The 26,337-nt window shown below is 42.5% G+C and carries 23 protein-coding genes and 1 riboswitch; of the genes, 12 read left to right on the forward strand and 11 right to left on the reverse strand.

Features of this window, described 5'->3' with window-relative positions:
• The first annotated feature begins 5 nt into the window (after positions 1–5).
• The 5 genes from FZC79_RS13120 to FZC79_RS13140 all read left to right on the forward strand — a co-directional run bounded on the left by FZC79_RS13120 (position 6) and on the right by FZC79_RS13140 (position 4,261).
• Positions 6–800: an MBL fold metallo-hydrolase gene (locus FZC79_RS13120; RefSeq protein ID WP_148947230.1), complete on the forward strand. Its 795-nt coding sequence runs from the start codon at positions 6–8 to the stop codon at positions 798–800.
• Positions 801–1,194: 394 nt separating this feature from the next.
• Positions 1,195–2,415, forward strand: a complete 1,221-nt coding sequence (locus FZC79_RS13125) for a S1C family serine protease (RefSeq protein ID WP_148947231.1) — start codon at positions 1,195–1,197, stop codon at positions 2,413–2,415.
• 119 nt (positions 2,416–2,534) lie between these two features.
• Positions 2,535–2,693 carry a CxxH/CxxC protein gene (locus FZC79_RS13130; protein ID WP_148947232.1) on the forward strand — a complete coding sequence of 53 codons (159 nt, stop codon included), beginning with the start codon at positions 2,535–2,537 and terminating at the stop codon, positions 2,691–2,693.
• Between the two features lie 94 nt (positions 2,694–2,787).
• A complete protein-coding gene (gene rlmH, locus FZC79_RS13135) occupies positions 2,788–3,267 on the forward strand; it encodes a 23S rRNA (pseudouridine(1915)-N(3))-methyltransferase RlmH (RefSeq protein ID WP_148939452.1) in 480 nt (159 codons plus the stop codon).
• Positions 3,268–3,487: 220 nt separating this feature from the next.
• Positions 3,488–4,261 carry a hypothetical protein gene (locus FZC79_RS13140; protein ID WP_215727436.1) on the forward strand — a complete coding sequence of 258 codons (774 nt, stop codon included), beginning with the start codon at positions 3,488–3,490 and terminating at the stop codon, positions 4,259–4,261.
• 128 nt (positions 4,262–4,389) lie between these two features.
• Here the strand turns inward: FZC79_RS13140 and FZC79_RS13145 are convergent, their stop codons facing one another.
• The 5 genes from FZC79_RS13145 to FZC79_RS13170 all read right to left on the reverse strand — a co-directional run bounded on the left by FZC79_RS13145 (position 4,390) and on the right by FZC79_RS13170 (position 10,454).
• Positions 4,390–5,208 carry an ABC transporter ATP-binding protein gene (locus tag FZC79_RS13145; protein ID WP_148947234.1) on the reverse strand — a complete coding sequence of 273 codons (819 nt, stop codon included), beginning with the start codon at positions 5,206–5,208 and terminating at the stop codon, positions 4,390–4,392.
• On the reverse strand, positions 5,208–6,245 hold the full coding sequence (locus FZC79_RS13150) for a FecCD family ABC transporter permease (RefSeq protein ID WP_148947235.1): 1,038 nt from the start codon (positions 6,243–6,245) through the stop codon (positions 5,208–5,210). The genes FZC79_RS13145 and FZC79_RS13150 overlap by 1 nt, the downstream gene beginning before the upstream one ends.
• Positions 6,242–7,276, reverse strand: coding sequence for a FecCD family ABC transporter permease (locus FZC79_RS13155; protein WP_148947236.1), 1,035 nt, complete (start codon positions 7,274–7,276; stop codon positions 6,242–6,244). Before FZC79_RS13155 ends, FZC79_RS13150 begins: the two co-directional genes overlap by 4 nt.
• Entirely contained in the window at positions 7,276–8,337 is a 1,062-nt protein-coding gene (locus FZC79_RS13160) for an iron-siderophore ABC transporter substrate-binding protein (protein WP_148947237.1), read from the reverse strand. Before FZC79_RS13160 ends, FZC79_RS13155 begins: the two co-directional genes overlap by 1 nt.
• Before the next feature lie 671 nt (positions 8,338–9,008).
• Complete coding sequence (locus tag FZC79_RS13170; protein WP_148947239.1) at positions 9,009–10,454, reverse strand: DEAD/DEAH box helicase; 1,446 nt, start codon at positions 10,452–10,454, stop codon at positions 9,009–9,011.
• Between the two features lie 244 nt (positions 10,455–10,698).
• On the opposite strand from FZC79_RS13170, the gene FZC79_RS13175 reads away from it, so the two are divergent.
• Entirely contained in the window at positions 10,699–11,145 is a 447-nt protein-coding gene (locus FZC79_RS13175) for a DUF4385 domain-containing protein (protein WP_148947240.1), read from the forward strand.
• 440 nt (positions 11,146–11,585) lie between these two features.
• Positions 11,586–12,056, forward strand: a complete 471-nt coding sequence (gene yiaA, locus FZC79_RS13180) for an inner membrane protein YiaA (protein ID WP_148947241.1) — start codon at positions 11,586–11,588, stop codon at positions 12,054–12,056.
• A 758-nt stretch (positions 12,057–12,814) separates the two neighbouring features.
• Here yiaA and FZC79_RS13185 read toward each other — a convergent pair.
• Both FZC79_RS13185 and FZC79_RS13190 read right to left on the reverse strand, forming a co-directional pair.
• Positions 12,815–13,288, reverse strand: coding sequence for a DUF4188 domain-containing protein (locus tag FZC79_RS13185; RefSeq protein ID WP_148947242.1), 474 nt, complete (start codon positions 13,286–13,288; stop codon positions 12,815–12,817).
• Positions 13,288–13,845, reverse strand: coding sequence for a PadR family transcriptional regulator (locus tag FZC79_RS13190; protein ID WP_148947243.1), 558 nt, complete (start codon positions 13,843–13,845; stop codon positions 13,288–13,290). The genes FZC79_RS13185 and FZC79_RS13190 overlap by 1 nt, the downstream gene beginning before the upstream one ends.
• Positions 13,846–14,324: 479 nt before the next feature.
• Between FZC79_RS13190 and FZC79_RS13195 the strand changes: the two genes are divergently transcribed.
• Both FZC79_RS13195 and FZC79_RS13200 read left to right on the forward strand, forming a co-directional pair.
• Positions 14,325–15,872 carry a malate:quinone oxidoreductase gene (locus FZC79_RS13195; protein ID WP_286365369.1) on the forward strand — a complete coding sequence of 516 codons (1,548 nt, stop codon included), beginning with the start codon at positions 14,325–14,327 and terminating at the stop codon, positions 15,870–15,872.
• Between the two features lie 852 nt (positions 15,873–16,724).
• Positions 16,725–18,296 carry a histidine kinase N-terminal 7TM domain-containing diguanylate cyclase gene (locus FZC79_RS13200; protein ID WP_148947245.1) on the forward strand — a complete coding sequence of 524 codons (1,572 nt, stop codon included), beginning with the start codon at positions 16,725–16,727 and terminating at the stop codon, positions 18,294–18,296.
• Positions 18,297–18,354: 58 nt separating this feature from the next.
• Here the strand turns inward: FZC79_RS13200 and ahpF are convergent, their stop codons facing one another.
• The 3 genes from ahpF to FZC79_RS23180 form a co-directional block, all read right to left on the reverse strand.
• Complete coding sequence (gene ahpF, locus FZC79_RS13205) at positions 18,355–19,884, reverse strand: alkyl hydroperoxide reductase subunit F (RefSeq protein ID WP_148947246.1); 1,530 nt, start codon at positions 19,882–19,884, stop codon at positions 18,355–18,357.
• Between the two features lie 13 nt (positions 19,885–19,897).
• Positions 19,898–20,461, reverse strand: a complete 564-nt coding sequence (ahpC, locus tag FZC79_RS13210) for an alkyl hydroperoxide reductase subunit C (RefSeq protein WP_148939413.1) — start codon at positions 20,459–20,461, stop codon at positions 19,898–19,900.
• A 579-nt stretch (positions 20,462–21,040) separates the two neighbouring features.
• The gene (locus tag FZC79_RS23180) at positions 21,041–21,178 is read right to left on the reverse strand and encodes a hypothetical protein (protein ID WP_187442773.1); all 138 of its coding nucleotides are present in this window, start codon (positions 21,176–21,178) and stop codon (positions 21,041–21,043) included.
• Between the two features lie 647 nt (positions 21,179–21,825).
• Between FZC79_RS23180 and FZC79_RS13215 the strand changes: the two genes are divergently transcribed.
• Together FZC79_RS13215 and FZC79_RS13220 are read left to right on the forward strand one after the other, a co-directional pair.
• Positions 21,826–22,599, forward strand: a complete 774-nt coding sequence (locus FZC79_RS13215; RefSeq protein ID WP_148947247.1) for a TerC family protein — start codon at positions 21,826–21,828, stop codon at positions 22,597–22,599.
• A 206-nt stretch (positions 22,600–22,805) separates the two neighbouring features.
• Positions 22,806–22,895, forward strand: a riboswitch (cyclic di-GMP riboswitch).
• 43 nt (positions 22,896–22,938) lie between these two features.
• Complete coding sequence (locus FZC79_RS13220; protein ID WP_148947248.1) at positions 22,939–23,811, forward strand: amidase; 873 nt, start codon at positions 22,939–22,941, stop codon at positions 23,809–23,811.
• 466 nt (positions 23,812–24,277) lie between these two features.
• On the opposite strand, the gene FZC79_RS13230 is transcribed toward FZC79_RS13220, so the two are convergent.
• Positions 24,278–25,033 (reverse strand): DUF1836 domain-containing protein, encoded by a 756-nt coding sequence (locus FZC79_RS13230; RefSeq protein ID WP_148947250.1) that lies wholly within the window; start codon positions 25,031–25,033, stop codon positions 24,278–24,280.
• A 205-nt stretch (positions 25,034–25,238) separates the two neighbouring features.
• Between FZC79_RS13230 and htpX the strand changes: the two genes are divergently transcribed.
• Positions 25,239–26,120 carry a protease HtpX gene (gene htpX, locus FZC79_RS13235; protein WP_148947251.1) on the forward strand — a complete coding sequence of 294 codons (882 nt, stop codon included), beginning with the start codon at positions 25,239–25,241 and terminating at the stop codon, positions 26,118–26,120.
• Positions 26,121–26,337 lie beyond the last annotated feature (217 nt).

Raw genomic sequence — 26,337 nt, forward strand, 5'->3', positions numbered from 1 at the left:
GAGAAATGTCTATGCATTTTAGTGTACTTGCGAGCGGAAGTACGGGAAATGCCATTTTTGTTGAAACAGACCAGAACTCATTCCTCGTGGATGCTGGTCTAAGCGGAAAACAAATGGAAGCATTGTTTCAGAAGATTGGCCGGAACATCAAGGAGCTAACAGGCATCCTGGTGACCCATGAGCACAGTGACCATATAAAAGGAATTGGAATCCTGGCCAGAAAATACGGCCTGCCTATATATGCAAATGCAAAAACGTGGAAGGCAATGGACCCTCTAATCGGCAATGTCCCGCTGGAGCAAAAATTCGAGTTCGGCATGGAAAAGGTTCAAACATTCGGCTCCCTCGATATCGAATCATTTGGAGTTTCCCATGATGCTGCAGAGCCAATGTTCTACACTTTCCACCATGAAGGCAGAAAGCTGGTCCTTGTAACGGACACTGGATATGTCAGCGACCGCATGAAGGGTATCATCTCTAATGCCAACACGTATGTATTCGAAAGCAATCATGACGTGGACATGCTCAGAATGTGCCGATATCCTTGGAGTATCAAACGCCGTATCCTTAGTGATGTCGGCCATGTCTCCAATGAGGATGCAGCCATTGCGATGAGTGAAGTGTTCGGTGACCAGACCAACAGCATCTATCTTGCTCACTTGAGTAAAGATAATAATATGAAAGACCTTGCAAGGATGAGTGTTTCTCAAACACTTGAATCAAAAGGAATCAGAGTCGGCGAGCAGTTCAATCTTCTCGATACCGACCCTAAGAACCCGACAGAACTCGCAGCTATCTAGAGTGTTTAGGGGAAAAGGGAATTACAAGATGAAAGCTCTCTGGGCTTTCATCTTTTTTTAATTTTTGGGGATGAATCAAAGAGTAAATAACGCAAAAAGTGCTGAATTACTATCTATGCTGCTCTATAGGCACGGGAGTGGAAGGACTATGTATCCTGAGATGAATCAACGCCTGCCCCGCGGAGCTGTGAAACTGAGGCGAAGATCCATTATCGAATAACGGTAAGTAAAAAATACAGTAAATATTAGAACTTTTTTTCTAAAAGAAACGCTCTCCAAGTGGATAAATCCCAAAATATTTTATAAAATGAAAGCAAATTTCCATTTTACCTGACTATATTTTTGATTATGAAGGAAAAATATTAAAGATGTAGAGGAAAGGATGTAGCAGCAGATGGGTTATTATGACCAAGATTATGAAAATACAAGATCCAGACAGAAAGGAAACCGCGGCGGCTATTTCCTTGCAAGCCTTGTCGGGATTATATTAGGGGCAGTTCTCGTTATTGTGGCACTGCCAAAATTGGCTGATTGGGATGTACTTCCGTATAATCCGGGCAGCAATTTGGCTGAAACAGATGAAAACTATCATAACGGCCAAAACGGGGAAAGCAGGAACCTTTCCGTAAATGTCACGACAGATGTGACGGAAGCTGTTCAGAAAGCTGAAGATTCTGTCGTAGGGATTAGTAATATTCGTTCACAGAGCTTTTGGGAACAAACGGGCCAAGAGGCTGGAACTGGATCTGGGGTCATCTATAAGAAAGCTGGTGGGAAAGCATACATAGCCACAAACTATCATGTTATCCAAGATGCTGACCAGCTTGAAGTAACACTTTCAGATGGCACAAAGCTCCCTGCACAGTTAAGAGGCGGTGATGTCTGGACAGACCTTGCTGTTCTGGAAGTAGAGGCAGCAGAAATTGAAGCTGTAGCTGAATTCGGTAATTCAGATGAGCTCAGGACGGGTGAGCCGGTTCTTGCTATAGGAAACCCGCTAGGACTGGCATTTTCAGGATCAGTTACACAAGGGATCATTTCAGGTCTTGAGCGTACGATTCCTGTTGATGTGAATCAGGATGGAATGGAAGACTGGCAGGCAGAGGTCATCCAAACCGATGCAGCCATCAACCCGGGTAACTCTGGCGGGGCGTTGGTCAATATCGCCGGTCAGCTAATCGGAATCAATTCTATGAAGATAGCCCAGGAAGCAGTCGAGGGGATCGGCCTTGCGATTCCGATCAATGCAGCACAGCCCATTATAGAGGATCTTGAAGAATTTGGTGAAGTTAAACGCCCGGCAATGGGAGTTTCCTTGGAAAATGTCAATGAAATTACAGCATATCACCAGCAGGAAACGCTGAAACTTCCTGAAGAGATTAAAGACGGCGTAATGGTCCGGCAAGTTGTACCAAACTCTCCTGCGGCTCAAGCGGGACTTCAGGAATTGGATGTCATCGTGGAGCTTGATGGTGAGAAAATCACCGATATCATCCAGCTTCGCAAGCATCTTTATAATGAAAAAGAAGTCGGCGATCAAATGGAAGTGACAATATACAGAAATGGCGAGCAGCAAAAAGTTCAAATGAAGCTTACGGATGAATCTCGTCTATAATGTGGATAACTTAAAAGCAGGAAGGTGCCCAGCACTTTCCTGCTTTATTTTTTAATGATATGATGACTTGTGGATAAATTAATAAGAAAATGGACCAAGTTTAGAGTGGAGGGAAAGGTATGATCTATTGCTGCATTGAACACGTAGAGCTTGCGATGGACATCATTGTGGATGAATATGAAGTTGCTCCAAAATTAGAACAATTAACAGCTGAGCAAAACTTATCCACAACTTGTGAATATTGCGATAAAACAGCAGAATATATAGTGGCGAACTAATATTCCCATACGATATGTGGATAGTAATTGTGGATATGTGTATAACTTTTGTGGATAACGTGTTTGTAAATCGGTTGTAAAGTGAGTGTGAATTGTGAATATCTCAATTGTAACGGTTGGTAAATTAAAAGAAAAATATCTCAAGCAAGGAATCGATGAATATTTAAAACGTCTGAGTGCATACGCCAAAGTTGAAGTCATTGAGGTTTCCGACGAAAAAGCACCAGAAGAATTAAGTGAAACGGAAATGATTCAGGTCAAAGGAAAAGAGGGCGAGCGGATTCTGGCCAAAATCTCCCCGGATGCCCATGTCATTGCATTGGCGATCGAAGGGAAAATGAGAACCTCCGAGGACCTGGCTGATAACCTGGACAAGCTTGCGACATATGGGAAAAGTAAAGTTGCTTTCGTTATAGGCGGCTCTCTTGGATTGAGTGATGAGGTATTAAAGCGGTCTAACGAGACTCTTTCTTTCTCGAAGATGACCTTTCCCCATCAGTTGATGAGGCTGATACTGGTTGAGCAGGTTTATAGGGCTTTTCGGATTAATCGGGGGGAACCGTACCATAAATAGTAATGAAAAAAGGGCACTGAAGTAATTCAAGATAGGTAAATATAAATACTACTACGATTAAAACGGCATGAATACAGCCGTTTTTTTATTTCCCACTATCTTGTTGTAATCCTTAGACTTTTACAGAGGACAGTTTGTAACAAATAGCTTTGAACTTAGGCATTTAGTTTTAATCTCAGGGAAAGCTAGACTAAAACTACTCTCAGAGGTGACTTAAACTTTGCAAAGGTTAAGCAGGTTAGCTGCAATTCTTATACTATGTTCGCCAATATTCTCCTCCAGCCATCCAGAAGCAAGTATGCAGCCGAAAGTAGAAGAACATGAGGTTTTAGCCATTCAAGTATCTCGTTCAAACGGAGGAAGCCGGACATTCAAATTTAACGATGGATATGAAGAAGTCATCATAAATAAGATTGTTAATTGGATCAATACATCTAGTTCTGCAGAAAGACCAACCGAGTTAGAATTAAATCAGACTCCTCTCTCAAAAATCAAAATAAGAATGAAAAACGGAGAAATTGCAACTATTGAGCCTGCCTATCATTGTATTTATGAAAAACAAGCGAAGAATTGTATCCTAGCTGATGGCGAGGTTATACTTACGAAAAGTAAAATAAAAGTCCGATTGAATTCAGTAGAATTGTTTGATTGGCTTTTAGTTGGGTGGAAATTTGAGAGTGTGGGTGCTCCCAAAGAAGAATTACTTGAAGAAACCTTATATACAAGGTATTTCAATTATCTAAACAACACTTATTCGGACTTTATTATGTGTCCAGCAATAGATAAAATTGAACGAATTAATGGTGATACAAGAAGACATATTATCCATGCCAGTGCGTTAAATTATGGCGCACATCATGGTGATGTACCTTATGATAGAATTCGTATTACCTTGACAGATACTCCAGAAGAGGGAGTGGAAATAAATAGAGTTATTACTGAAAAAGCTGTTTCTCGAAAAGAAAGTCTTCTTCAATGCAGGCGGGGAAATTAAAAACATCTATCTGATAACTGTAAACTAAAAGACTTCATTATGGTGAATACCAGGAGTCCTTAAAAACAAAAAAGGCTGCGAAAACCATCCTTTATAAAGAGGGTTATCCGCAACCTTTTAAAAACCATTTAATTAGTAACCAACTGCCTATTCACATGATGTCTTCCAATCGGCACCACAGTAGGAGATCCTGCAACAGGATCTTCCACTACCGTGCAATGAAGCCCGAAAATATCCTCTATCAGACTGCTTGTAACAACCTCTTTCGGCGCTCCCTCTGCAACAAGCTTCCCTTTATGAAGAGCAAAAATATGGTCTGCATACCGTGCTGATAGGTTGATATCATGGAGAACCATGACAATGGTGGTTCCGCGCTTTTGGTTAAGATCTGTCAGCAGATCAAGTATTTCGACTTGATAGGTGATATCTAAATATGTTGTCGGCTCATCCAGAAACAATATGTCTGTTTGTTGTGCCAGCGCCATAGCAATCCAAACACGCTGTCTCTGGCCGCCTGAAAGCTCATCAATACTTCTGTCTGCAAATTCAGTGATATTCATAATTTCCATTGCCTCGGCAACAGCTTCATAATCCTGCTTTGTCCACCCTTTTAAAAACGTTTGGTGTGGATATCTTCCTCGCCCAACTAAATCGGCAACCGTTATCCCCTCTGGAACAATCGGTGATTGCGGCAGAAGTCCCAGGACACGGGCCAGCTGTTTAGGGGGGATCTTATTGATGGGTTTCCCGTCCAACGTAACCTGCCCCGAAGTTGGTTTAATAAGTCTGGCCATCGTTTTTAGCAGTGTAGACTTCCCGCAGCCATTAGCTCCGATAATCACGCTTATTTTATTATTTGGGATGGAAAGGCTGACATCATGCAAAATAGTTCTATCATCGTAGCCAGCTGTAATCCCTTCAGATTTAAAAGTATGAGTTGGTATCATTATAAATCCCCCTTTCGATTCATTCGAATGAGCAAGTAGATAAGATAAGGTGCGCCTAAAATGCCTGTGATGACACCTACGGGATATCGGGCAACGAAAGCGAACTGTCCAATAAGGTCGGCTCCTAGTACTAAAACGATCCCAATAAGCCCTGCTGGAATGAGAGGTGAAAATCCCACACCTACCAGTCTCTTGGCGATGGGCCCTGAAAGGAATGCCACAAAGGCAATGGGTCCTGTTGCAGCAGTAGCCAATGCAATCATAAGGACCGAACTGATTATTAGTACAAGTCTTGTCTTATCTGTATGGATTCCAAGTGATGTTGCTGCTTGCTCGCCTAGTTCCAGCATCTCTAGTTGTTTCCCAAAGACGAGGATAATAGGCGCGCAGATTAGAACGATAAAGATAAGAGGGTAAAGAGTCTCCATCTTCGCTCCATTTAAACTTCCGCTCAGCCACCTCATGGCAGTAGGAATATCGTGGTGCTGCCCAATGAGCAATAGATAGGAAATGACGGCATCCAGCATCGCTTGAATTCCGATTCCCACTAATATTAAACGACCGATTGAAAACGAAGTTCCCTTTGATAGGAAAAAAATGATGACTACTGCAGTAAGTCCTCCGATAACAGATGCAATAGAAACAACCATATTGCTGGCTTGAAGAACTATGATACAAAACACAGCCGCAGCACTGGAACCAGCTGTAATCCCGATTACATTCGGGTTAGCCAAAGGATTGCGTAACATGGTTTGAAAGACGGTTCCCGCAACCCCGAAAGCGAAACCGGCAAAAACACCGGCAATCATTCTTGGCAGCCGGATTGTTCCAACTGCAAAGGATACCCCTTTGACTTCCTCGCCCAGAAGAACCCGCAAGACATCCTGAACGGGATAGATCGTATTCCCAAGCATCAGCATCGTGCAGCAAAGCGCAAAGGAGATGATGGCGAGTAAGGAAGTAACGAATACGAAACGGCGGCGTCTCTTTATTCTGCCTGTCATAATAGTATTTAATGTAGTGGATTCATTCATCATAAGGCACGCATTTTCGCTTTCATAGTTAGTAAAATTAAGATAGGGGCCCCAATAAAGGCTGTAACGACACCGACTTCTAACTCACCAGGACTGCCGAGAAGTCTGCCGCTTACATCAGCAAGCGTTAAAACAATAGCGCCTGTAAGTGCTGACATCGGTATAACAAAGCGTAAATCAGGACCGATCATGAGACGGATCCAGTGAGGGGCTAACAACCCGATAAAGCCAATTGGGCCTGCTAATGCTGTTGTTACGCCGCACAATAAAACACCGCCAAATGAAGCGATTAGCCGAAGTGTGCCGGTCTGTACGCCAAATCCCTTGGCAACCTCATCTCCTAAAGCTAAAGCATTCAATGCTGGTGCGGTAAATAATGCGATAAGTAAGCCGAGACCGAGAAAAGGAAAGAAAATGGAGATGGAATCCCAGTTTCCAGCTCCGACACTGCCTACTTGCCAGAATCTGAATTGGTCCATAACGCTTGAGCGGGGAATCATAATGGCTATCACAAGAGAGGATAACGCCGCACTTGTAGCAGCCCCCGCTAAAACGAGTTTAAGGGGCGTGGCACCGCCACTCCCCATTGAACCAATTCCGAAAACAAAAATGGCAGTTATGAATGCTCCTGCTAACGCAAACCAAATGTATTGACTAGCAGAACCAATATCAAAAAAAGAGATACCTATAACAACAAATAGTGCTGCTCCTATGTTTACTCCCAATATGCTGGGGTCTGCAATCGGATTTCGGGTCACGGATTGCATAAGTGCCCCGGAAACCCCCAAGGCAGCTCCACACATCAGACTGAATATTGTCCTGGCAATTCTTTGGCGGACTACATTGGCTCCATGAGTCTGTACATCAGGGTGGAACAAGCCGTTCATCAGCTCATTCCATCCTACTGTCCGAGACCCAAACGCAAGGGATGCCAATACACAAATACCGAGCAGGATAATAGAAAGGATCAAAACTTTAATGAAGTTCTTCGGTAAAATCAACTGCTTATTTTTTGCAACGGACGAAGTGTTCATTATTCAACTTTGCTTACAGCTTCTGAGAGTAATTCCACGTACTCGTCAATTGTGTAATTGATTGAAAGTGTGCTTGGAGTTCCTGCTGCTGCAAGTGGAGTGTTGTCTTCTATAACAACTATAGAACCTCTCTCAACTGCTGGAATTTTTCCTAGAATAGGATCAGCCTGAAGGGTTTCAAGTGTATTTTCATTACCATAAGTCACAAATACGTCAGCATCATTCAACATATCAGAATTTTCTGCACTTACTTCTATATAGAAGCTGCTGGGATCAATTTCACTTGTAATGCTCTCAGGGTATTCAAATCCTAACTCAGTAAGGAAAGCACCGCGTGGATCTGTTTCTGAGTAGATATAGAACTTAGATAAATCAGCAGCATCAATACTTACAAATGCAGCCTTTTTACCTTGAAATTCAGGGTGTTGGCTTGCTTTTTCTTCAATTACTTCTTCTGTGTCAGCAATCAACTGCTTCCCTTCTTCTTCCAATCCCATACCGATTGAGTTGTAAGTAACTTGTTCTCTCCATGAAGCGACCCAAGGGCTCGTTTGATAAGCAACCACAGGAGCGATTTGGCTTAATGTATCATATTCTTCTTGAGTAATGCCTGAATATGCTGCAAGAATGACATCTGGATTAGCGTCTGAAATTGCTTCAAAGTCTAAACCATCAGTATCTTGGAAGATGTTAGGGTTTTCTTCGCCAAGCTCTTCTAACTTTTCTGCAGTCCAAGGCAGCATTCCGCTATCATCTTGAACGCCGTAGTTTGCAGCAGAAAATCCTACCGGTACAACACCAAGAGCAAGAGCGACATCATGATTTGACCATGCAACCGTAGCGACACGTTCAGGTTTCTCTTCAATTGTCGTTTCTCCAAATGCATGTTGGATCACAATCGGATATTCCGCAGCTGCTTCTTCCGTTTCAGTTGTTTCTGTATTAGATTCTTCAGCCGAATCAGACCCGGAATCTTCATTCTGCTGATTGGAACAACCAGCTGCCATCAGCATAGCAATAAGTAATAATGAGAAGAATGAGAATTTTCGTTTCATAAGCATTTTATGTATCCATCCTTACTATGAGTGTAGTTGATAATAATTATCACTATCAATACTGTATAATCTCTTTATAAGAATGTCAACAAAATATTCAGTACTTTGCAGATTGGAACACTGCGTATTAGTATCCATTGGTATATATGTGCAACTTAAGAAATGAGGATGATCTGAGGTACTCTTGTGTGAATTAGATTAAATCCGTTAAAAAAGCAAAATAATCCCCCTCATGGTTGAAGGGGATTTAAGTTTTTATACTTAAAAATCTCACAGTTTCATATTTGAACCAAACCCACCGGTCAAATGTTCCAAAAAGAATAAAAGGGTAAGACTGCCTTGACTCTACCTCTTTGGAACATTTGCCTGTCGGGGCTGATCAAGGCGTTTGCGCTTTTTTTGCAATCCAGCTCCAGCGCCCAGCCCCTCGTGGTCAAATAACCCCCGGAGAATAAAAGGAAAGACCGCCTTTTATTCTCCGGAGAACATTTGCCTGTCGGGGCTTAACAGGGCGCTTTCGCTTTATCTCAATCCAGCTCGAAGGTCCCAGCGGCTAGCAGATTTCGGTCTCTCTCCTTGCGATAAGTCATCATCAACTCACTTTGTTCGTTGTGATTCCTTTATCTCATACGAGAGCCCTAAAATCTGTACGCCGCTGAGCGGGGCCTTTCCGCTTTTTATTTAATAGCCTTACTAACCTTTAACTTCTTCCCTTTAACAGTCTCATTCTCCATAGCTTGCAGAACCAGTGAGCCCTTACCATTCAGGATATCAACATAAGACATTTGGTCATGGATGGTGATAATGCCGATATCGTCTGCGGTGACTCCAGGGATCTTTGCAATCGTTCCGACAAAATCAACGGCGCGGATCTTCTTCTTTTTCCCGCCGGTGAAGTGAAGTTTCATAATATCTTGATTGATGCGGGCCGTTTTGTTATTTCTTACAACGCGCCTGCCGCTGAGTTTTTCTTCGAATGCAGCTTTTCCGGCTGCAACTTCCGGATAGCTTGGAGCTTCTATTGCCGGCAGTTCAAAGCCGATGTATCTTTCAATTGCTTTGATGAACTTTGCTTCATAAGGAGTTGAAAAAGTGATGGCTTTTCCTTTATTTCCGGCACGCCCGGTTCTTCCGGTACGGTGCACATAGCTCTCTTTTTCCATAGGCACGTCATAGTTGATGACCAGTGTGACATTATCAATATCAATCCCTCTGGCAGCTACATCGGTGGCCACCAGATAGCGAAAGTTCCCCAATTTGAAGCCTTCCATGACAGAGAATCTGTCCTCTTGTTCCAGACCGCCATGGAGTCTCTCACATGGATATCCAGCTTTATCGAGTTCTGAGTAAACAGTATCGACGTGTTCTTTGGTACGGCAGAAAATCAGGCAGCTGTCAGGATTTTCTACTACCGTGATGTCTTTTAGAAGTGAGATCTTTTCTTCTTCTTTCACTTCAATCAAGGAGTGCTCAATCGTATCAGCCGTTACTCCGGTTGATTCAATCTCAATCTGAAGAGGATTCTTCATATATTTATGGCAAAGGTTTTCAACGTCTTTAGGCAGGGTAGCCGAAAAGACCATCGTTACTCGATCGGAAGGCAGCTCATTGATAATTGCTTCCACTTCATCGATAAAACCTCTATTAAGCATTTCATCCGCTTCATCAATGATAAGATACTTGATTTTCTCCAGATCCAGCGTTTCTCGTTCAATATGGTCCATGACCCGGCCTGGCGTACCCACGACTACATGAGTTTTCTGTTTCAGTTCTTCCCTTTGTTTTGAAAAAGGTTCTTTACCATAGACGGCCACTGCTTTAATACGTTTAAACCTTCCGATATTCGTGATATCTTCCCGGACTTGAACCGCGAGCTCCCTGGTTGGGGTAAGGATTAATGCCTGAGGCTTTTTCTCCTCCCATTCAATCAGGTCGGAAACAGGAATTCCAAAAGAGGCAGTCTTCCCGCTTCCTGTTTGGGCTTTGACGACCAGATCCTGACTTTCCATTGCAGCTGGAATTACTTTACTTTGCACTTCTGTTGGCGTTTCATATTTTAAGACAGCTAATGCTCGTTGGATGTCATCACTTACTCTATAATCCGCAAAACTTTTTTTATTCATTTTATAACCTCAATTTTTTGTTTTTTCATCATATGTATAGAATTCTCTTCAAGAATTATTATATGCATATCTGAATATGGTTCATTATACTTGAAAAGTCGAGGACATATCGGCTTTTACCCCAAATTAATAAAAGTAAGGGCTGTAAGCTGTCAGGGGCAGAGACTCATATTAACTAAATCATTTTTCAGTGCATACCAAAAGGGTGCAGGGGGTAAACCCTCAATAAAAAGAGGTGACAGCCATGGCTTTCGATTATGATTTAGATTTTGATAACATCGATTTTCGTAAGAACCCTGAACTATACAGAGTTGGCAGGGGAGAACAAGGGGTGCTGATGGTGGAACCTTATAAAAGTGAAATCCTGCAGCATTGGCGATTTAAGACCCCGGAAATCGCAAAGGAGTCCTCTGATAGAATTTATGAGATGTTTCTTGATTATAAGGAGAAAGAAGATTTTGTCGGCATGGACATGGCGAGGAAATTCCTGCAGATGGGCTATACAAGGGCCCGCCGGTACACGAATTACAAAGGCGGAAAAAAATATGATGAGAACGGTGATGTAAAGGAAAGGCAGAATGATCCGGAGAAGGCAGAATCAGCGGCCATCTTTATGGAGAAATGGAAGCTGGCCAGGGAGGATAAAGGTTATCTTAAGCGGAAAAAAGAGCATCAGAAGAAGTATGGCTAAGGTAAAAGCAGGAAGGCCCTAAGCGTTCACTACAGACCTAATAAGGATAAAATGAATTGTTGTCTTTAGCTGCACCCTGTTAGGCAGGGGTTATTAAATAATGAATGAGCTATGGAGTGCGAGATAAGATATCGTGCTTCTTTTTTTTATGTAAAGGCTGATTTGGCATACATTGTTGCTTTCGGAAAAATCCCAAGACTTTCCTCTCTAATTGGAGGGTGTAGCCCTTATCTTCTTACTTACGGCGATATCTACGTATTTCATGCTGAATAGCCGCAAAGTTTACGAAAAGAGCCTATGTAAAAGAACCAGCACTCGAGACAGTAGAGAAATTTATAAAATGGAAAAATTAACAAACAATACTGTTGAAAATTGCTATAATGATTCTTAACAGCAGTGTTTAAACTTTAATTTTTATAGAGAGCAAAGGGGAGCGGGGAATGGCTGAAATGAATGAAAACCCAATGGTTTTGAACGATGAGAAGAAGCCAAAGATCAAGATGGAAAGAAAAGAAGGGGAACCCACTGCCGCTTTTAAAGGAGCAAGCTGGGCAGCATTGACGGCAGGTGTATCAGCCTACTTGATTGGCCTGTTCAATGCAGGGATGGAACTGAATGAGAAAGGGTACTACTTTGCTGTATTGGTATTTGGACTGTATGCAGCTGTCTCGCTTCAGAAAGCAGTAAGGGACAAAGAAGAGGATATTCCTGTTTCAGGTATCTATTACGGCCTCAGTTGGTTTGCAGTAATTGTAGCCATATCCTTGATGGCAATCGGGCTTTATAACGCCGGAAGTATCATTTTAAGTGAAAAAGGATTTTATGCCATGTCATTTGTTCTTAGTTTGTTTGCGGCCATCACCATTCAGAAAAATATCCGGGATACGCAGGTGGCAAGGGATAGAGATTAATCATTTGGGAAATAGAATCCTGGAAAACCCCACCTTTCAAGAGTGGGGTTTTCTTGTGTGGTAACAAAATAGTAAACTGCAGCAAAAACTCTTAAACTTTAAAGTGTTTTTCAGTAACTACCGTTATTGCTACACAAACATTAGATGCCTGATTTTAGAATCTACTTTTTATTTACACAGAAAAAGTCGACTTTTCTTTGAAAAGCAATGAATATGTTGCTCTCTTTACTTAATAGCTTTAGAATCCTTTTATCCTTTTTGAACATTGCCAGCAGGCGCTGGAAAGGATCCTCCTCCATTTTCAAAGTAAAGATGCTGATCATGGCAGTGACCGGTGGCAATTATCAATGTGGTTCAGTATGTTGGGTAGTAAATAGAGGAAAAAAGTTCCCTTATTTACTAAAAAACATTGAAAAAAGCTAAAATAGTGGAATAAGTTTCCCTTATTTAACTTATTACACAAAAAAAAGTACTTTTCGGTTCAAATAAGAGAAGAAAGTTCCTCTATTTATCCCAAAATGATCTTGAGTTTTAAATTAAGGGAAAAAAGTTCCCTTATTCTTGCCGCTGGGCACTTAATTAAGGAACTAACAGGCGCTTTCCCTAAGATTAGGCACCCGCCCATAGGAGCCGGGTATTTTGAATGGAAACCAACACTCTTCCAAAATACCGGAAAAGGAAAAGGTACATTTCAGCAATTTTAAATCTTTGTTGGACTTTTCCAGAGACCTCATCAAAGGACCGGTTCCCTGATTACCCTATGAACCCACTCGCTCCCTGGCAGTATTTCTTCCTGCCCCAATCCGTGTATGACCCTTGGCCTTCCCTAGGCCATACCGAGGCATATTCCCAAAAATGGATTCATAGTTTCCTTTCTTTACTTGATAGGTTTCATGAAAAATACCAACAGCTCCATTGCTTCCAATCTTTTTATTGAAGTTTTTCCAGGCAGCCAAGTGTTTGTCATAATGTGCATAAGCCAGGAGGTCGTCCATCGAACGCCAGTATTGAATCATGGCAGTGGTCCTGAGTCCGAAGTAGCTTTCCATGGATAAAAAACCGAGTTCATCTTTATGGGAATAAAGCTCCTGAATCATACCAGGCATTGCTTTTACTACAGGCGCCCATTTATGAATCGCCCAAGGTTTATTGATTCGCATCCCTATTATGAATACAACAATGTCCTCACTGTTATCGGCCGTATAGCGTCCATTGAGTATCGGATTTCCCATTACAAATCCTCCATTTCTTCAAACTTACTCAAAGTAGATTCACACCATTCCACACCAGCTTTTGTTACTCTCTTGCCGTAATCCAATGTAAACAGCCAATAGGCTGCATCTCCATCAAGGGAATGGTTGGCGGTAATGGATTGTTCAATAGTTATATAGGTTTGGCAGCGTTTTTCTAAATCCCGCTTATAATTGTGCAGGAGTACGAGGGTCTTTTCTTTTGACTGGTGCTGGCCGAAAAATAACTTAAGCAAAATTTCGTTTCGCTCAACGGGCAATTGTTCAATAGGTTCCTCCAGCCAGTTCTTTAAGGTTTCTTTGCCTTTCTGAGTAAGGTAGTATTCATTTTTGTCTCTTTTACCCGGTGTCGAAGACTCTTTGATTTCCGCCAGGTCTTCTTCAACAATAAGCTTCAGTGCAGGATATATCTGGCCATAACTGATCTTCCAGAAATGGCTTAAGCTGTTATCAATCAGCTGCTTAATGGCATACCCCGATTTACAGTCTGTCGTCAGAATTCCTAAAATAGCGTACGTTGTATCATTGTATTTTTTCATAACGATCCACCTATCTAAAAGATATGTATCATTTAGATATATATTATAGGGAAGATTCTCGAAATGCAAATTGGATTTCGGAATAATGAAATTATGCAGGTTATCTAAGTCAGGAATTGCTCAAATAATCCAGAAGAATATTGATTCTGGAAAGTGGTCTGACAATTATTGTGGGAAATTTAATTTGTAGGTCGCTGAACGCCCGCTTCTGCTTTTGCTGTACCGCCCGCCCCGCAGAGTTGTGCACCTGGAAAGGAAACAACATATTCAACAGCCGCACTCTTTGTCAAATCACTCTTTGCTCTCCAACTATAAAGATACAGCTTTTTACAATCGGCCGGAAATAGTCTATAATTATCAGATAACCACTGTTATTTTAATTCTGGAAATTATTTAAATATACTATAAATAAAGTTATAATTGATCTAAAGACTTCCAAGCAGGAATGCCTGCTCTACTATACAAATATAGGGATAAGGATGGGTATTATGAGCAACCTACAGACGAAAACAGACGTTATTTTGATTGGTGCCGGAGTCATGAGTGCAACTTTGGGTTCTATATTGAAAGAATTAGCTCCCCAATGGAATATCAAGGTATTTGAGAAGCTGGATAGTGCGGGGGAAGAAAGCTCGAATGAATGGAATAATGCCGGGACAGGCCATGCGGCATTGTGTGAGCTGAATTATACGACTGAAAAGCCGGACGGCTCTATTGATATCACAAAGGCTGTCAAGGTCAATGAGCAGTTCCAGGTTTCAAAGCAGTTTTGGTCTTTTCTTGTAAACAATGACCTGATTAGCAATCCTGAAGATTTCATCATGCCGATTCCTCATATGAGCATGGTTCAAGGGGAAAGCAACATTAATTTTTTAAAAAATAGATTTAAAGCGCTTTCAACTAATCCGTTATTTGAGGGGATGGAATTCTCCGAAGATCCGGAAAAGCTGAAGGAGTGGATTCCGCTTATCATGAACGGCCGTAAGTCGGGTGAACCAATTGCGGCGACCAAGATTGATTCAGGAACGGATGTGAACTTCGGGGCGCTGACCCGCATGCTGTTTGATCACTTAAAGACTAAAGATGTAGAGATCAATTACAAGCACAGTGTGGAGGATTTTAAGCGTACTGGCGACGGTTCTTGGGAAGTGAAAGTACACGATTTAGAAAACAAGAAGATAGAGTACCATAACGCCAAATTCGTTTTCATCGGCGGAGGAGGCGGAAGTCTGCCATTGCTTCAAAAAACAGGCATCCCTGAGTCCAAGCAGATTGGCGGATTTCCTGTAAGCGGGCTTTTCCTGGTATGCAACAAGCCGGAAATCGCAGCACTTCATCATGGGAAGGTGTACGGTAAGGCTAAGGTAGGGGCTCCTCCAATGTCTGTACCGCATTTAGATACTCGGTATATCGACAACAAAAAATCCCTGCTGTTTGGACCGTTTGCCGGCTTCTCGCCAAAATTTTTGAAAACGGGTTCAAATTTAGATTTAATCGGTTCTGTAAAGCCGAATAATGTCCTTACGATGCTGGCAGCAGGAGCGAAAGAGATGTCATTGACAAAATACCTGATTCAGCAGGTCATGCTGTCTCATGAAAAGCGCATGGATGAATTGCGTGAGTTCATTCCCAATGCAAAGTCAGAGGACTGGGATATCGTCGTTGCAGGCCAGCGTGTGCAGGTAATCAAGGATACCGACACAGGCAAAGGAACTCTTCAATTTGGTACGGAAGTTGTCAGCGCGGCAGATGGTTCAATCGCAGCATTGCTGGGTGCATCTCCGGGTGCTTCCACTGCCGTCAACGTCATGCTTGAGTTATTGGGCAGATGCTTCCCGCAGCATATGGAAAAGTGGGAGCCGAAAATTAAAGAGATGATTCCTTCTTATGGACTGCTGCTTTCTGAAAACCCTGAGCTTTTCCGGGAAATTCATGAGTCTACTGCGGAGACACTTGGTCTTAACAACAAAAAAAGCTCTTTAGTTAAATCCTTGGATAAAGAGACTATTGAAAAAGTGACAAGTTGATTGAATAGAGGCGGGAACCTTCAAGCTGCAGGAGAGCTGAAGGTTTCTTTTTTTGCAGGCTGTTTTTTCGCAAAGATTGTGGCTGCTTCAAACGAAATGGATTTCCGCTCCAGGCGAACGACTCCGCGGGGCGGGCGGTGAAGTAAAAGCGGAAGCGGCCGTTCAGCGACGTACAGATTTTAGGGCTCTCGTATGAGATAAAGGAATCACGAAGAGCGAAGCGATTCGATGATGACTTATCTTTATAAAGTGGAAAGGCCCCGCTCAGCGGCGTACGGACTGGACTGACTCCGCATGAGATAAAGGAAACACAACGAACGTAGTGAGTTGATGTTGACTTATCGCAAGGAGGAGGCAGGGAAGTACGCTAGCCGTTGGGGCCTTGCAGCTAGATTAGCAAGGAGAGAGACCGAAATCTGCTAGTCGCTGGCCGCTGGAGCTGGATGAGCCTCCTCGGCTGCGCCTGCATAAAATGTAGAAGCGCCCTGAACAGCCCCGACAGGCAAATAACCCGAGGGGCTGGGCGCTGGCACTGGATTGGGGGTCTCACCTGTCCCGCTAGTCCCGCAGGAGATCGTACGCCTGCAGCGAAGATCCTCCTTCTTAAAGGGGGGGGAAGGTAAATTCTCATTTTAAGTCAGCAATTAACCAATAATAGACTATTTTATAGACTGTTTTCGCATTTTTTTCTTTCGACAGTATCCGCCTCCTGATACTAAGATTTTTCTCTTTTTCACCTCTCCGTTATCTTATCTAGTATATTACTCCCCGGATAATTTTAATGAAACATCCCCTTTCAATTCCAGATGTGCTAAATTTAAATAAAATGCTATTAAAAAGAGGTCCTTGACAGTGAATTCTGAAGTAACAGCTTATATTACTTTGATATGTACTTCCAGTGTACTCAGCCTATATTTAAGTTTCTTTGTATATTCCAGGCGCCTTCACTATAAAAATATTGCACCTTTATTTATTCTTCACACCATGTTCAACTTTATTTATTGCGTAGGGTCAGCCTTTGTTCTGCTATCTTCCTCGCTTCCAGAAATCAAGTTTTGGACTATTGTTTTATATGCAGGGATGCCTTTTTCTCCTGCTCTCGGGCTGATGTTTATCATGCGCTATTTGGGGATGAAGCTGACTGCTGCAAGGTTGGCGGCACTTCTTACAATCCCTTTTATTAGCTTAATCATGGTCGCCACAAACGATTTTCATCATCTTCATTACAAAATATATGAAATTGATGCTGAATTAGGAGCACCTTTTGTGCACCAGGAAATCGGGCAGTGGTATGTAATACACGGGCTGTACACATTCGGCAGCCTATTTGCGGCATTGCTCCTGTTACTTTCCCGCTGGAAGGAAACGGCTAAAGCTTACCGGCCGCAATTGATTTCACTTATTTTCGCTCAACTTGTTCCGATTATTACTGCTTTTATTTATTTAATCGGCATCACCCCAACGGGCATTGACCCCGTGCCAATGGTCCTGTGGGTGACGTCCCTTTGCTATTTTTGGTCTATCAGTACATCCCGGATGTTTACCCTTATGCCAATTGCGAAAGATGCCATCTTTCAAAGTATTAATGATGGAGTAGTGGTGCTGGATGAATCTCAAAGATTAATCGAGTTCAATCAGGCTTCACAAGAAATGTTTCCCGGCTTGTCTAAAGATATGCTTGGAATCGAATTCTTAAGAATTTGGGAAAATTTTTCGGGACAAGCCTTTCCATATGAATTTAATACAGGCTCTTTTCAACAAGAATTACAGTTTACAGTTGATGGCCCCTTGGATAGGGCCTTCCAAGTACGAGTTTCCCAGCTTCATCAGGCTCATCAGAAGAATGGCATTTTAATCATATTTACTGATATTACTGAGGTTAAGCAGCTGCAGATGAAGTTAGAGCACCTGGCTTATCATGATGAGCTCACTCAAGTGTATAACCGCCGTGCATTCTTCACACAATGTAAACGAGCATATAAGGAGTCACAGAAGGACTCTTCCCCGTTTACCGTGATTATCATGGATATTGATCATTTTAAAAGCGTAAATGATACTTATGGCCATAATGTTGGAGATCAATTGCTGGTACATGTCGTCAAATCCTGTCAATCACAGTTGAAGAAAGAAGATCTCTTTGCCCGCTACGGCGGGGAGGAATTTGTTCTTGCGCTGAAAGGGTATACTTGTCAGGAAGCGGAGTCGCTGGCTGAGCGGATAAGGCTTTATCTGGAGACAGAACCGTTCAAGGTAAAGGATATCAATATTGTGGCCACTATGAGTTTCGGGGTGGCGGAAGCAGAGCCGGAAAATGCGGAAACACTTTTTGATCTTCTGAATAAAGCAGATAAAGCTTTATATTCTGCTAAAGCCGCAGGGCGGAACAGAGTTCAGGTTTATCATGAAGAAGAGATCCTCATTTGAGGAAAAACTAAGAAGCCAGTTAAAAACCGCTTCCAGGATGCTGGAAGCGGTTTTTGTATTAATTACGGATAAGGTAGTCAAACGCACCCAATGCGGCCGTTGCTCCTGATCCCATAGAGATAATGATTTGCTTGTAAGCACTGTCTGTACAGTCTCCTGCAGCAAACACTCCAGGGAGGGTAGTAGCACCCTGCTTATCGATGACGATCTCTCCCATACGGTTGCGGTCAAGGACATCGCCTAACCAATCCGTGTTAGGAACAAGGCCGATCTGAACGAATACACCCTCGAGATTGATGTGCTGTTCGGTTTCTGTATCACGTTCCACATAAGTGATTCCGTTCACCTTATCGGTACCGGTAATCTCTTTTGTTTGCGCGTTCTTGATCACAGTTACATTCGGCAGGCTGTATAGGCGGTCTTGTAAGACAGCGTCCGCTTTCAGTTCAGCATTGAACTCAAGGACGGTTACGTGCTTAACAATCCCGGCAAGGTCAATCGCAGCTTCCACACCGGAGTTGCCGCCGCCGATGACGGCTACATGTTTGCCTTCGAATAAAGGTCCGTCACAGTGAGGGCAGTAAGCTACCCCTTTATTCTTTAATTCATCTTCGCCTGGAACACCAACTTTTCGCCAGCGTGCACCAGTTGATAGAATAAGAGACTTACTTTTTAGAACAGCTCCATTTTCAAGCTCAAGCTCGATAAGGTCTTTCTTTTCAAGACGGCTTGCACGCTGCAGGTTCATGACATCAATGCCGTAATCCTTCACATGCTCTTCCAAGCTTGCGACAAGCTTAGGGCCTTCTGTCTGCTTGACGCTGATGAAGTTCTCGATGCCCAGCGTGTCCATAACTTGTCCACCGAAGCGCTCTGCAACGATACCTGTACGGATACCTTTACGGGCTGCATAAATGGCAGCACTGGCTCCTGCAGGGCCTCCTCCAACGACGAGAACATCATAAGGGTCCTTGCCAGAAAGCTCAGAAGCATCAGGACCGCCTCCCATTTTGCCAAGAATCTCTTCAAGGGACATACGTCCGCTTCCGAATTCTTCGCCATTCAGGAATACAGTTGGCACAGCCATGACTTCCTTGCTCTCTACTTCATCTTTGAAAGCAGCGCCGTCAATCATGGTATGAGTGACGCCTTCATTGAAGATACTCATCAGGTTAAGTGCCTGTACGACATCAGGGCAGTTGTGGCAGCTCAAACTGATATAAGATTCGAAATGGTAATCGCCCTTTAGGTTCTTGACTTGGTCAAGAACACTTTGGTCTACTTTAGGAGCTCTTCCGCTCACTTGCAGAAGGGCAAGGACCAACGAAGTGAACTCATGACCGAGAGGGATACCGGCAAAGGTTACGCCGGTATCTTCTCCGATGCGGTTCACACTAAAGCTTGGTGTGCGATCGAGTTCAGTGTTTTCTACTTTAATGTGAGAGGACATTGTAGCCAGTTCATCTACTAAAACAAGCATGTCACGGGAAACTTCATCATCGCCCGCACTCACTTTAAGCAGAATGTCGCCCTCAAGTAATTCAAGATATTGGGCTAACTGTGCTTTGATATCTGCATCAAGTAACATTTATTCCAACTCCTTAGATTTTACCTACAAGGTCAAGGCTTGGCTTAAGTGTGTCAGAACCTTCCTGCCATTTAGCAGGGCAAACTTCGCCTGGGTTCTTTCTTACATACTGTGCTGCCTTCACTTTGCTTACTAGGATATCTGCATCACGGCCGATGCCGCCAGCGTTGATTTCAACTGTTTGGATAACGCCGTCTGGATCGATAATGAATGTTCCGCGGTCAGCAAGGCCATCTTCTTCATTTAATACTTCAAAGTTGCGAGTGATTCTTTGAGAAGGGTCACCGATCATCGCATACTTGATTTTACCGATAGTTTCTGAGCTGTCGTGCCAGCCTTTATGTGTGAAGTGAGTATCAGTAGAAACAGAATATACTTCAACACCTAGAGATTTAAGCTCTTCGTAGTTGTTTTGTAGATCTTCAAGTTCAGTTGGGCATACGAAAGTGAAATCTGCAGGGTAGAAGCAGAAAATGCTCCATTGGCCTTTTAGGCTTTCTTCTGTTACTTCGATGAACTCACCATCTTTAAATGCTTGTGCTTTAAATGGTTTTACTTCTGATCCGATAAGAGACATAGTATGTCGTCCTCCTTCAATATGGTTAATTTTTATAATAATTCTAATCTGATATATATTATTATATAGAATCTATTATACGTCAAGGATAAAACTCAAATAGATTTTAAGATTAGAATTTTTTTAAAAGACAGATACCCAAATACGAAGCGTTGATAGAGCTGTTTAGCTGAGAGCTGTTATCAGCTACCTTAAAATTAACAGAAAACGGCAGGATTCTCAAAAGAGATGCTTTCAAATGAGAAAGTTTTTTAAGAAATCAGCAAGGTCTTTCATTTTGTCTGATAATCTTCTTCCATTGCTGCTTTCCAACTACACTTTTCTTTTTAGGCTTTTTGTGCAAAAGCAGTTCGTATAGATTGTTGAGTTGGATACCAATTTCTTTGTAAAAGAGTAGAGTGCTCTTTGCTTTTTGGCTTTACGGGTTCTTTCTGGTAAATGGTAGCGGCTTGTTTCACCTTTCATCTTAAATAGCAACAAAGTTTACCCAAAGAGCTTTTGAAAGGATTACCTTCCAATCAACTCTCCTGCATTCAATGGGAGCGCCTTTTGGAGCTTTTAAAGCGGCTGATTACTTATTTACTTCAAATCATTATGCTGCAGCTCTGCCTTCATTTGTTCTTCCTGCTCCTCAACTGTAATCCTGTTGATTTGTTCAACCAGATAATGGTGAAGGTAGTCTTTTTCGTCGCAGACAGGCTCATTCTCTTTTTTCATACAGCTGCTCCTTTTCGAATCTTATTCCTTAACCGCCCCTCGTTTCATGGGAAAGCCATGGACAAATGCCAAATTTAAAATAGTGTCCAAAGCAAGTTACATCATGTATTCTTCCCACAATTGCCGACTGTATTCGAGGATTAGGCCATTTAAATGCAGCTAAGGGTGACTCGGGTGAAATTCAGAAGATACCGCAAGTGAAAATAATACACTAAGGGTTTTCTCTCAAATCGGAGAGAGCAGCTCTTTTCTTTTCCTGTTTACGTGGTTATTCCGGTGAACTATGGTTGTTTTTTTCGGAATTAGTCTGAAATAGCAACAAAGTTTACGAAAAGAGCCTTAAAAAATCAGCTATTGACATTGTTTAACAATAGTAAGGAAAAGGAATATATACATTAGCTGAAGGCAAAGATAAACGAAGAAAAAAAGCGGAAGAGTTTACGAAAAGAGCCATAGTAAAAAGAATGGCTGAAAAGGGAGAAGTTCTTTGACTTTTTTCCTATTTATAAGCATTATATAAAAGTAAAGGGGAGTAGCTGTACAAATAAAGTCGTCAGCACGAGGTTCACCTCCGGCTTATTTGGCAATTCACATTGTTAGCCAGACCTTTACTGCAAATACTTTGTTTGACAGGAAGGGGAGGTATTTTGGAGTCGATCTGGCTGGAATATGGTTGGGCATTATTAATTTTAATTGGACTGGAAGGTTTGCTGTCGGCTGATAACGCGCTTGTATTGGCCGTCATTGCAAAACATTTACCGGATGATCAAAAGAAAAAGGCAATCAGCTACGGAATCCTGATGGCGTTCGTTTTCAGGTTCGGAGCTCTTTTCGCAATCTCATTCATCGCCAATGTATGGCAGGTACAGGCAATCGGGGCAGCCTACCTAATTTACTTAGGAGGTAAACACTTAGTTACGGCCAAGTTTGGTAAAGAGAATGAGAATATAGAAGAGAAAATAGAAAAAGAAGCAAAGGGGAAAGGCTTTTGGCCGACTGTTGGTAAAATCGGTTTAGCCGACCTTGCTTTTGCAATCGATTCGATTCTTGCAGCTGTTGCACTTGCTCTTGGATTGCCTGATTCAGGCCTTGGCCAATTTGGTGGCATGGATGCAGGTAAGTTCATAATCGTTGTTCTTGGCGGTATTGCAGGACTGATCCTGATTAAGTATGCTGCAACTTGGTTTGTACAGTTACTTGCCAAACGCCCGGCATTGGAAACAACAGCTTATGCAATTGTAGCCTGGGTAGGTGTGAAGCTGGCTGTCATTACCCTTGCACATGAGGATATTGGTGTACTTGATCACCATTTCCCTCACAGCACAGGATGGACGATCACGTTCTACGGTATTTTGATCGGAATCGCTCTATTTGGATGGTTCGCACCTGAGAAAAAAGAATCTTCACAGGGCGGCCACTAAGAAGAATGTGCATTGAGAAACGGACTCGTTCATTAGAGTCCGTTTTTTTGATGTATTGCCAAGAAGTTTATAGGGTAATCTGCAGCACATATGCATTCTTACCTACAGGAGCAAAACCGGGTGTTTATGTATATCTTTGTTTCACGTGAAACATTTTCGGTAGATAGACACCAATATAGAGCAAGGGATATAATAAGACCAAAATACTCTGAAAAAGGCAAACTTCTCCGAAAGGGAAGGACGCAAAGCCATGAGCCTGTCCGCTTTCAACAGCGTATGGTTGTCAGGCTGCCAGGTGCCTTTCTGAGGGCAGCGGCCTTCAGAATGGAGGATAATAGGTTGAAAAAAATCATAATGGTAATGATACTGCTTTTATCTGCTTTAGCAGGAGGGACGGAGGTAAAGGTGAATGCATCAATAACGCATGATCGTGCAACCTGGCTGTGGGATCCATGGATGATCGTCAATGATGAAGAAGGAACTCTCGCTTTTTTGGAGAGCAAAAGGCTTAACAAGGTGTACCTCCAGATTGATAGAAATATCTCAGCATCTATATACCAGAGCTTTATTGAAAAGTCCTCTGCTAAAGGCATGGAAATATATGCATTGGACGGTGCACCAGAGTGGGCAGCACCCCAAGGGTATATCAGTCAGGATCACCTGATGGCTTGGCTCAGCGGCTATCAAGAAGAAGCTTCACCTCAACAAGAGTTCTCAGGAGTTCACCTTGATGTAGAGCCTTACCTATACAGCGGATGGAATTCCAAGCGGGCCGCCACAGTGAAATCCTATCAGGCACTATTGCTCAGGGCAAAAAACAGTACAGAGAATTTAAATCTCCCCCTTGAAGCAGATATGCCATTTTGGTTCGATGAAATTTCTTATAATAATATCTATGGAAAAGGCTTGCTGGCTGAATGGGTCATTGCAGGAACCGATGGAGTAACCATCATGGCCTACAGGGACAGCGCTGCTTTAATTACTGATTTTGTCAAAAAGGAAATTGAGTGGGCAGGTAGATACTCTAAAAGACTGATTGTAGGCGTGGAAACCGGGGAGACCAGTGAAGGAGACACTATTTCCTTCTTTGAAGAGGGAGAAATCTACATGAATGAACAACTTGAAATTGTGAAGGCGTATTATGAGAACAAAGCTGGATTTGGCGGGACAGCTGTTCACCATGTGGGCAGCTGGATGACGATCAAGCCTTGATTATCCATGCAGCCATTCATTCCTTATCGACTTTATTTTTGGGGCCTGATAAGAGCACTTTTCACTTAAACAAAGGCAGTTCTCTCCTTAAATGTTGCTTTCGTAAAAATCCCAAGGGCCCGATTTTTTCCCTGTGATAGAGTTTTCCTCTATATACAGAGAGCAGCTCCTTTCTTTCCAGCAGGATACTTCTGCTCGATTATGGCATAGTTTTCGAATTTATATGAAATAGCCCAAATTAATAAAAAAGATCTTCTCCCTGATTCACTAGTTGAAGCAGGGAGAGGATCCTTTTTTAAAAGAAAAGGAAAGTATAAAATTTTTAGTTCGAAGATTAGGGAGCGTTTCTGATCCAGCGCCTAGCCCCTCGGGGTCAAATAACCCCCGGTGAATAAAAGGAAAGACCGCCTTTTTTTCTCCGGGGAACATATGCCTGTCGGGGCTGATCAAGGCGCTTGCGCTTTTTTTACATACCTTTAAGGAATAACGCGGCACCGGCATACTTTCTGGCCAGTGATTGATAGTATGCCGCCTGTACAGTAAGCGTGGAGGAGATTAGGACATTCAACACTATGTGCAGGTTTTCTTGATCTGCTCCCTTGAATACAGGCAGGAAGGTTTGGCATTCTTCCTTGATTAACGCAGCAACACACCCATTCATGGAAGATGCCTCTTGCAAAGAAGGAGCTGAATGATGGTGGATTTTATCAAAAACGGATGCGTATGCAGAATATAAATCCACTGGATTGACCATATCATCTGTCCGGTCTTCAGGATTGTTGAAGATCAGGGCAAGAACGTTCCTGATGGATTCAAAGTCGAGAGCAGCTTTCAGATCCTCCACGATAAAGAGGATAGCTGCCTGGTCGACAGTGTATTTTCTCCCTATCTGCGGAGTACCGATAAGCTCTTTTACCTCCCGTTTCACCCAATTTTGGACAGCACTTGGAGAGAAATTCGTGAATTCAATCTGGTTTCCCAGAGAAACGATTTCATTAATGGAAAATCCAATTTCTTCATTTTCTGCCTTTATGCATTTTTCGAAGATGGCTGGCATTTCTGTAGAAAGGAACGCATTTAAAGTCTTTCCATTTTTAATTTTATCCTCGTGTGATGAGCTCCAGGTGTCCTGAAGAACCGTTAATGGTGATGGTTCCGTTGGACTGTTTAACGAAAGTAATAAATCGGCCATATTTTTTCTGGATAGTTTGAAGGCTTCCACTGTTTACACCCCTGCCCCTTCCAAGTGTTCTGATTATTTATTCTTTAATCCTAATTGTAGATCCCCTTTCAGTCAATGCTTGCAGGAAACGAAGGAACGTAATATCGATTTTTGGTTATAAAAATTGATTGATATTATAATGAAAAGGTCATATAATTAGTTCATATACAAGTTCATTTGAACTTGAAAAAGAGAGGGAGATCAAATGGGTAAACGTATTCTGTATTTTCTTTTAACGAATATTCTCGTATTGCTTACGATTAGTATTATCTTCTCCTTAACAGGAGCAGGTAATTATATTAACAGCCAAGGCGGAATTGATTTTGGAGCCTTGCTGATATTCAGTGCGATCATCGGTTTCTCCGGATCCTTCATTTCACTCGCGATGTCACGCTGGATAGCGAAAAAAATGATGAATGTCCGTGTCTTGGATCCCAACAAGCCAATGTCTGCCATGGAGCAGGAAGTAGTGGAAAAGGTTCACCGCTTGTCCAAAGCGGCTGGATTGATGCATATGCCTGAAGTCGGGATATATGATTCTCCTGAAGTCAATGCTTTTGCTACCGGTCCGTCCAAGAAGCGTTCCTTGGTTGCTGTTTCTGCAGGACTGCTGCGTGAAATGGATGATGATGCGGTTGAAGGTGTCATTGCCCATGAAGTTGCCCACATTGCCAATGGGGATATGGTGACAATGACCCTGCTGCAAGGCGTTGTCAATACATTCGTCGTATTTTTGGCGAGAATTGCTGCTTGGATTGCATCACGTTTCGTTAAAGAAGATATGGCGCCAATCGTCCATTTTATCGCCGTAATCGTGTTCCAGATTGTCTTCTCTATATTGGGAAGCTTAGTCGTTTTCGCGTTTTCACGTTATAGAGAGTTCCACGCCGACAGAGGCGGAGCAGACCTTGCCGGCAAGGATAAAATGGTCCATGCCCTGCGTATGCTTAAAGCCTACTCCAACCGTGTAGTTGAGGAAAGAGACACAGCGGTTGCCACGCTGAAAATCAGCGGTAAGCGAAAATCGCCGCTTTTCTCGACACACCCTGATTTAGATGATCGAATCAACAGGCTTGAGGAAAGATAATGATAGTTTAAATGAAGAAGGGCTTGCCTCATTGGCAGGTCCTTCTTTTTTGCCATACCATTATATGTTGATTACTCACTTTGCAGGTTGCTTTTCCATATAAAGTCGGTAAGATAACGCCATAATTCACCTTAAATATACCTTGGTAAGCAAGAAAGAAAAGAGCTGCTCACTCCGATTAAAGAGAAATCCTTAGTTCCGAAAGCAACAATTCATC

Origin of the sequence: Rossellomorea vietnamensis (assembly GCF_008180615.1) — a bacterium.
Lineage (GTDB): Bacteria > Bacillota > Bacilli > Bacillales > Bacillaceae_B > Rossellomorea > Rossellomorea vietnamensis_D.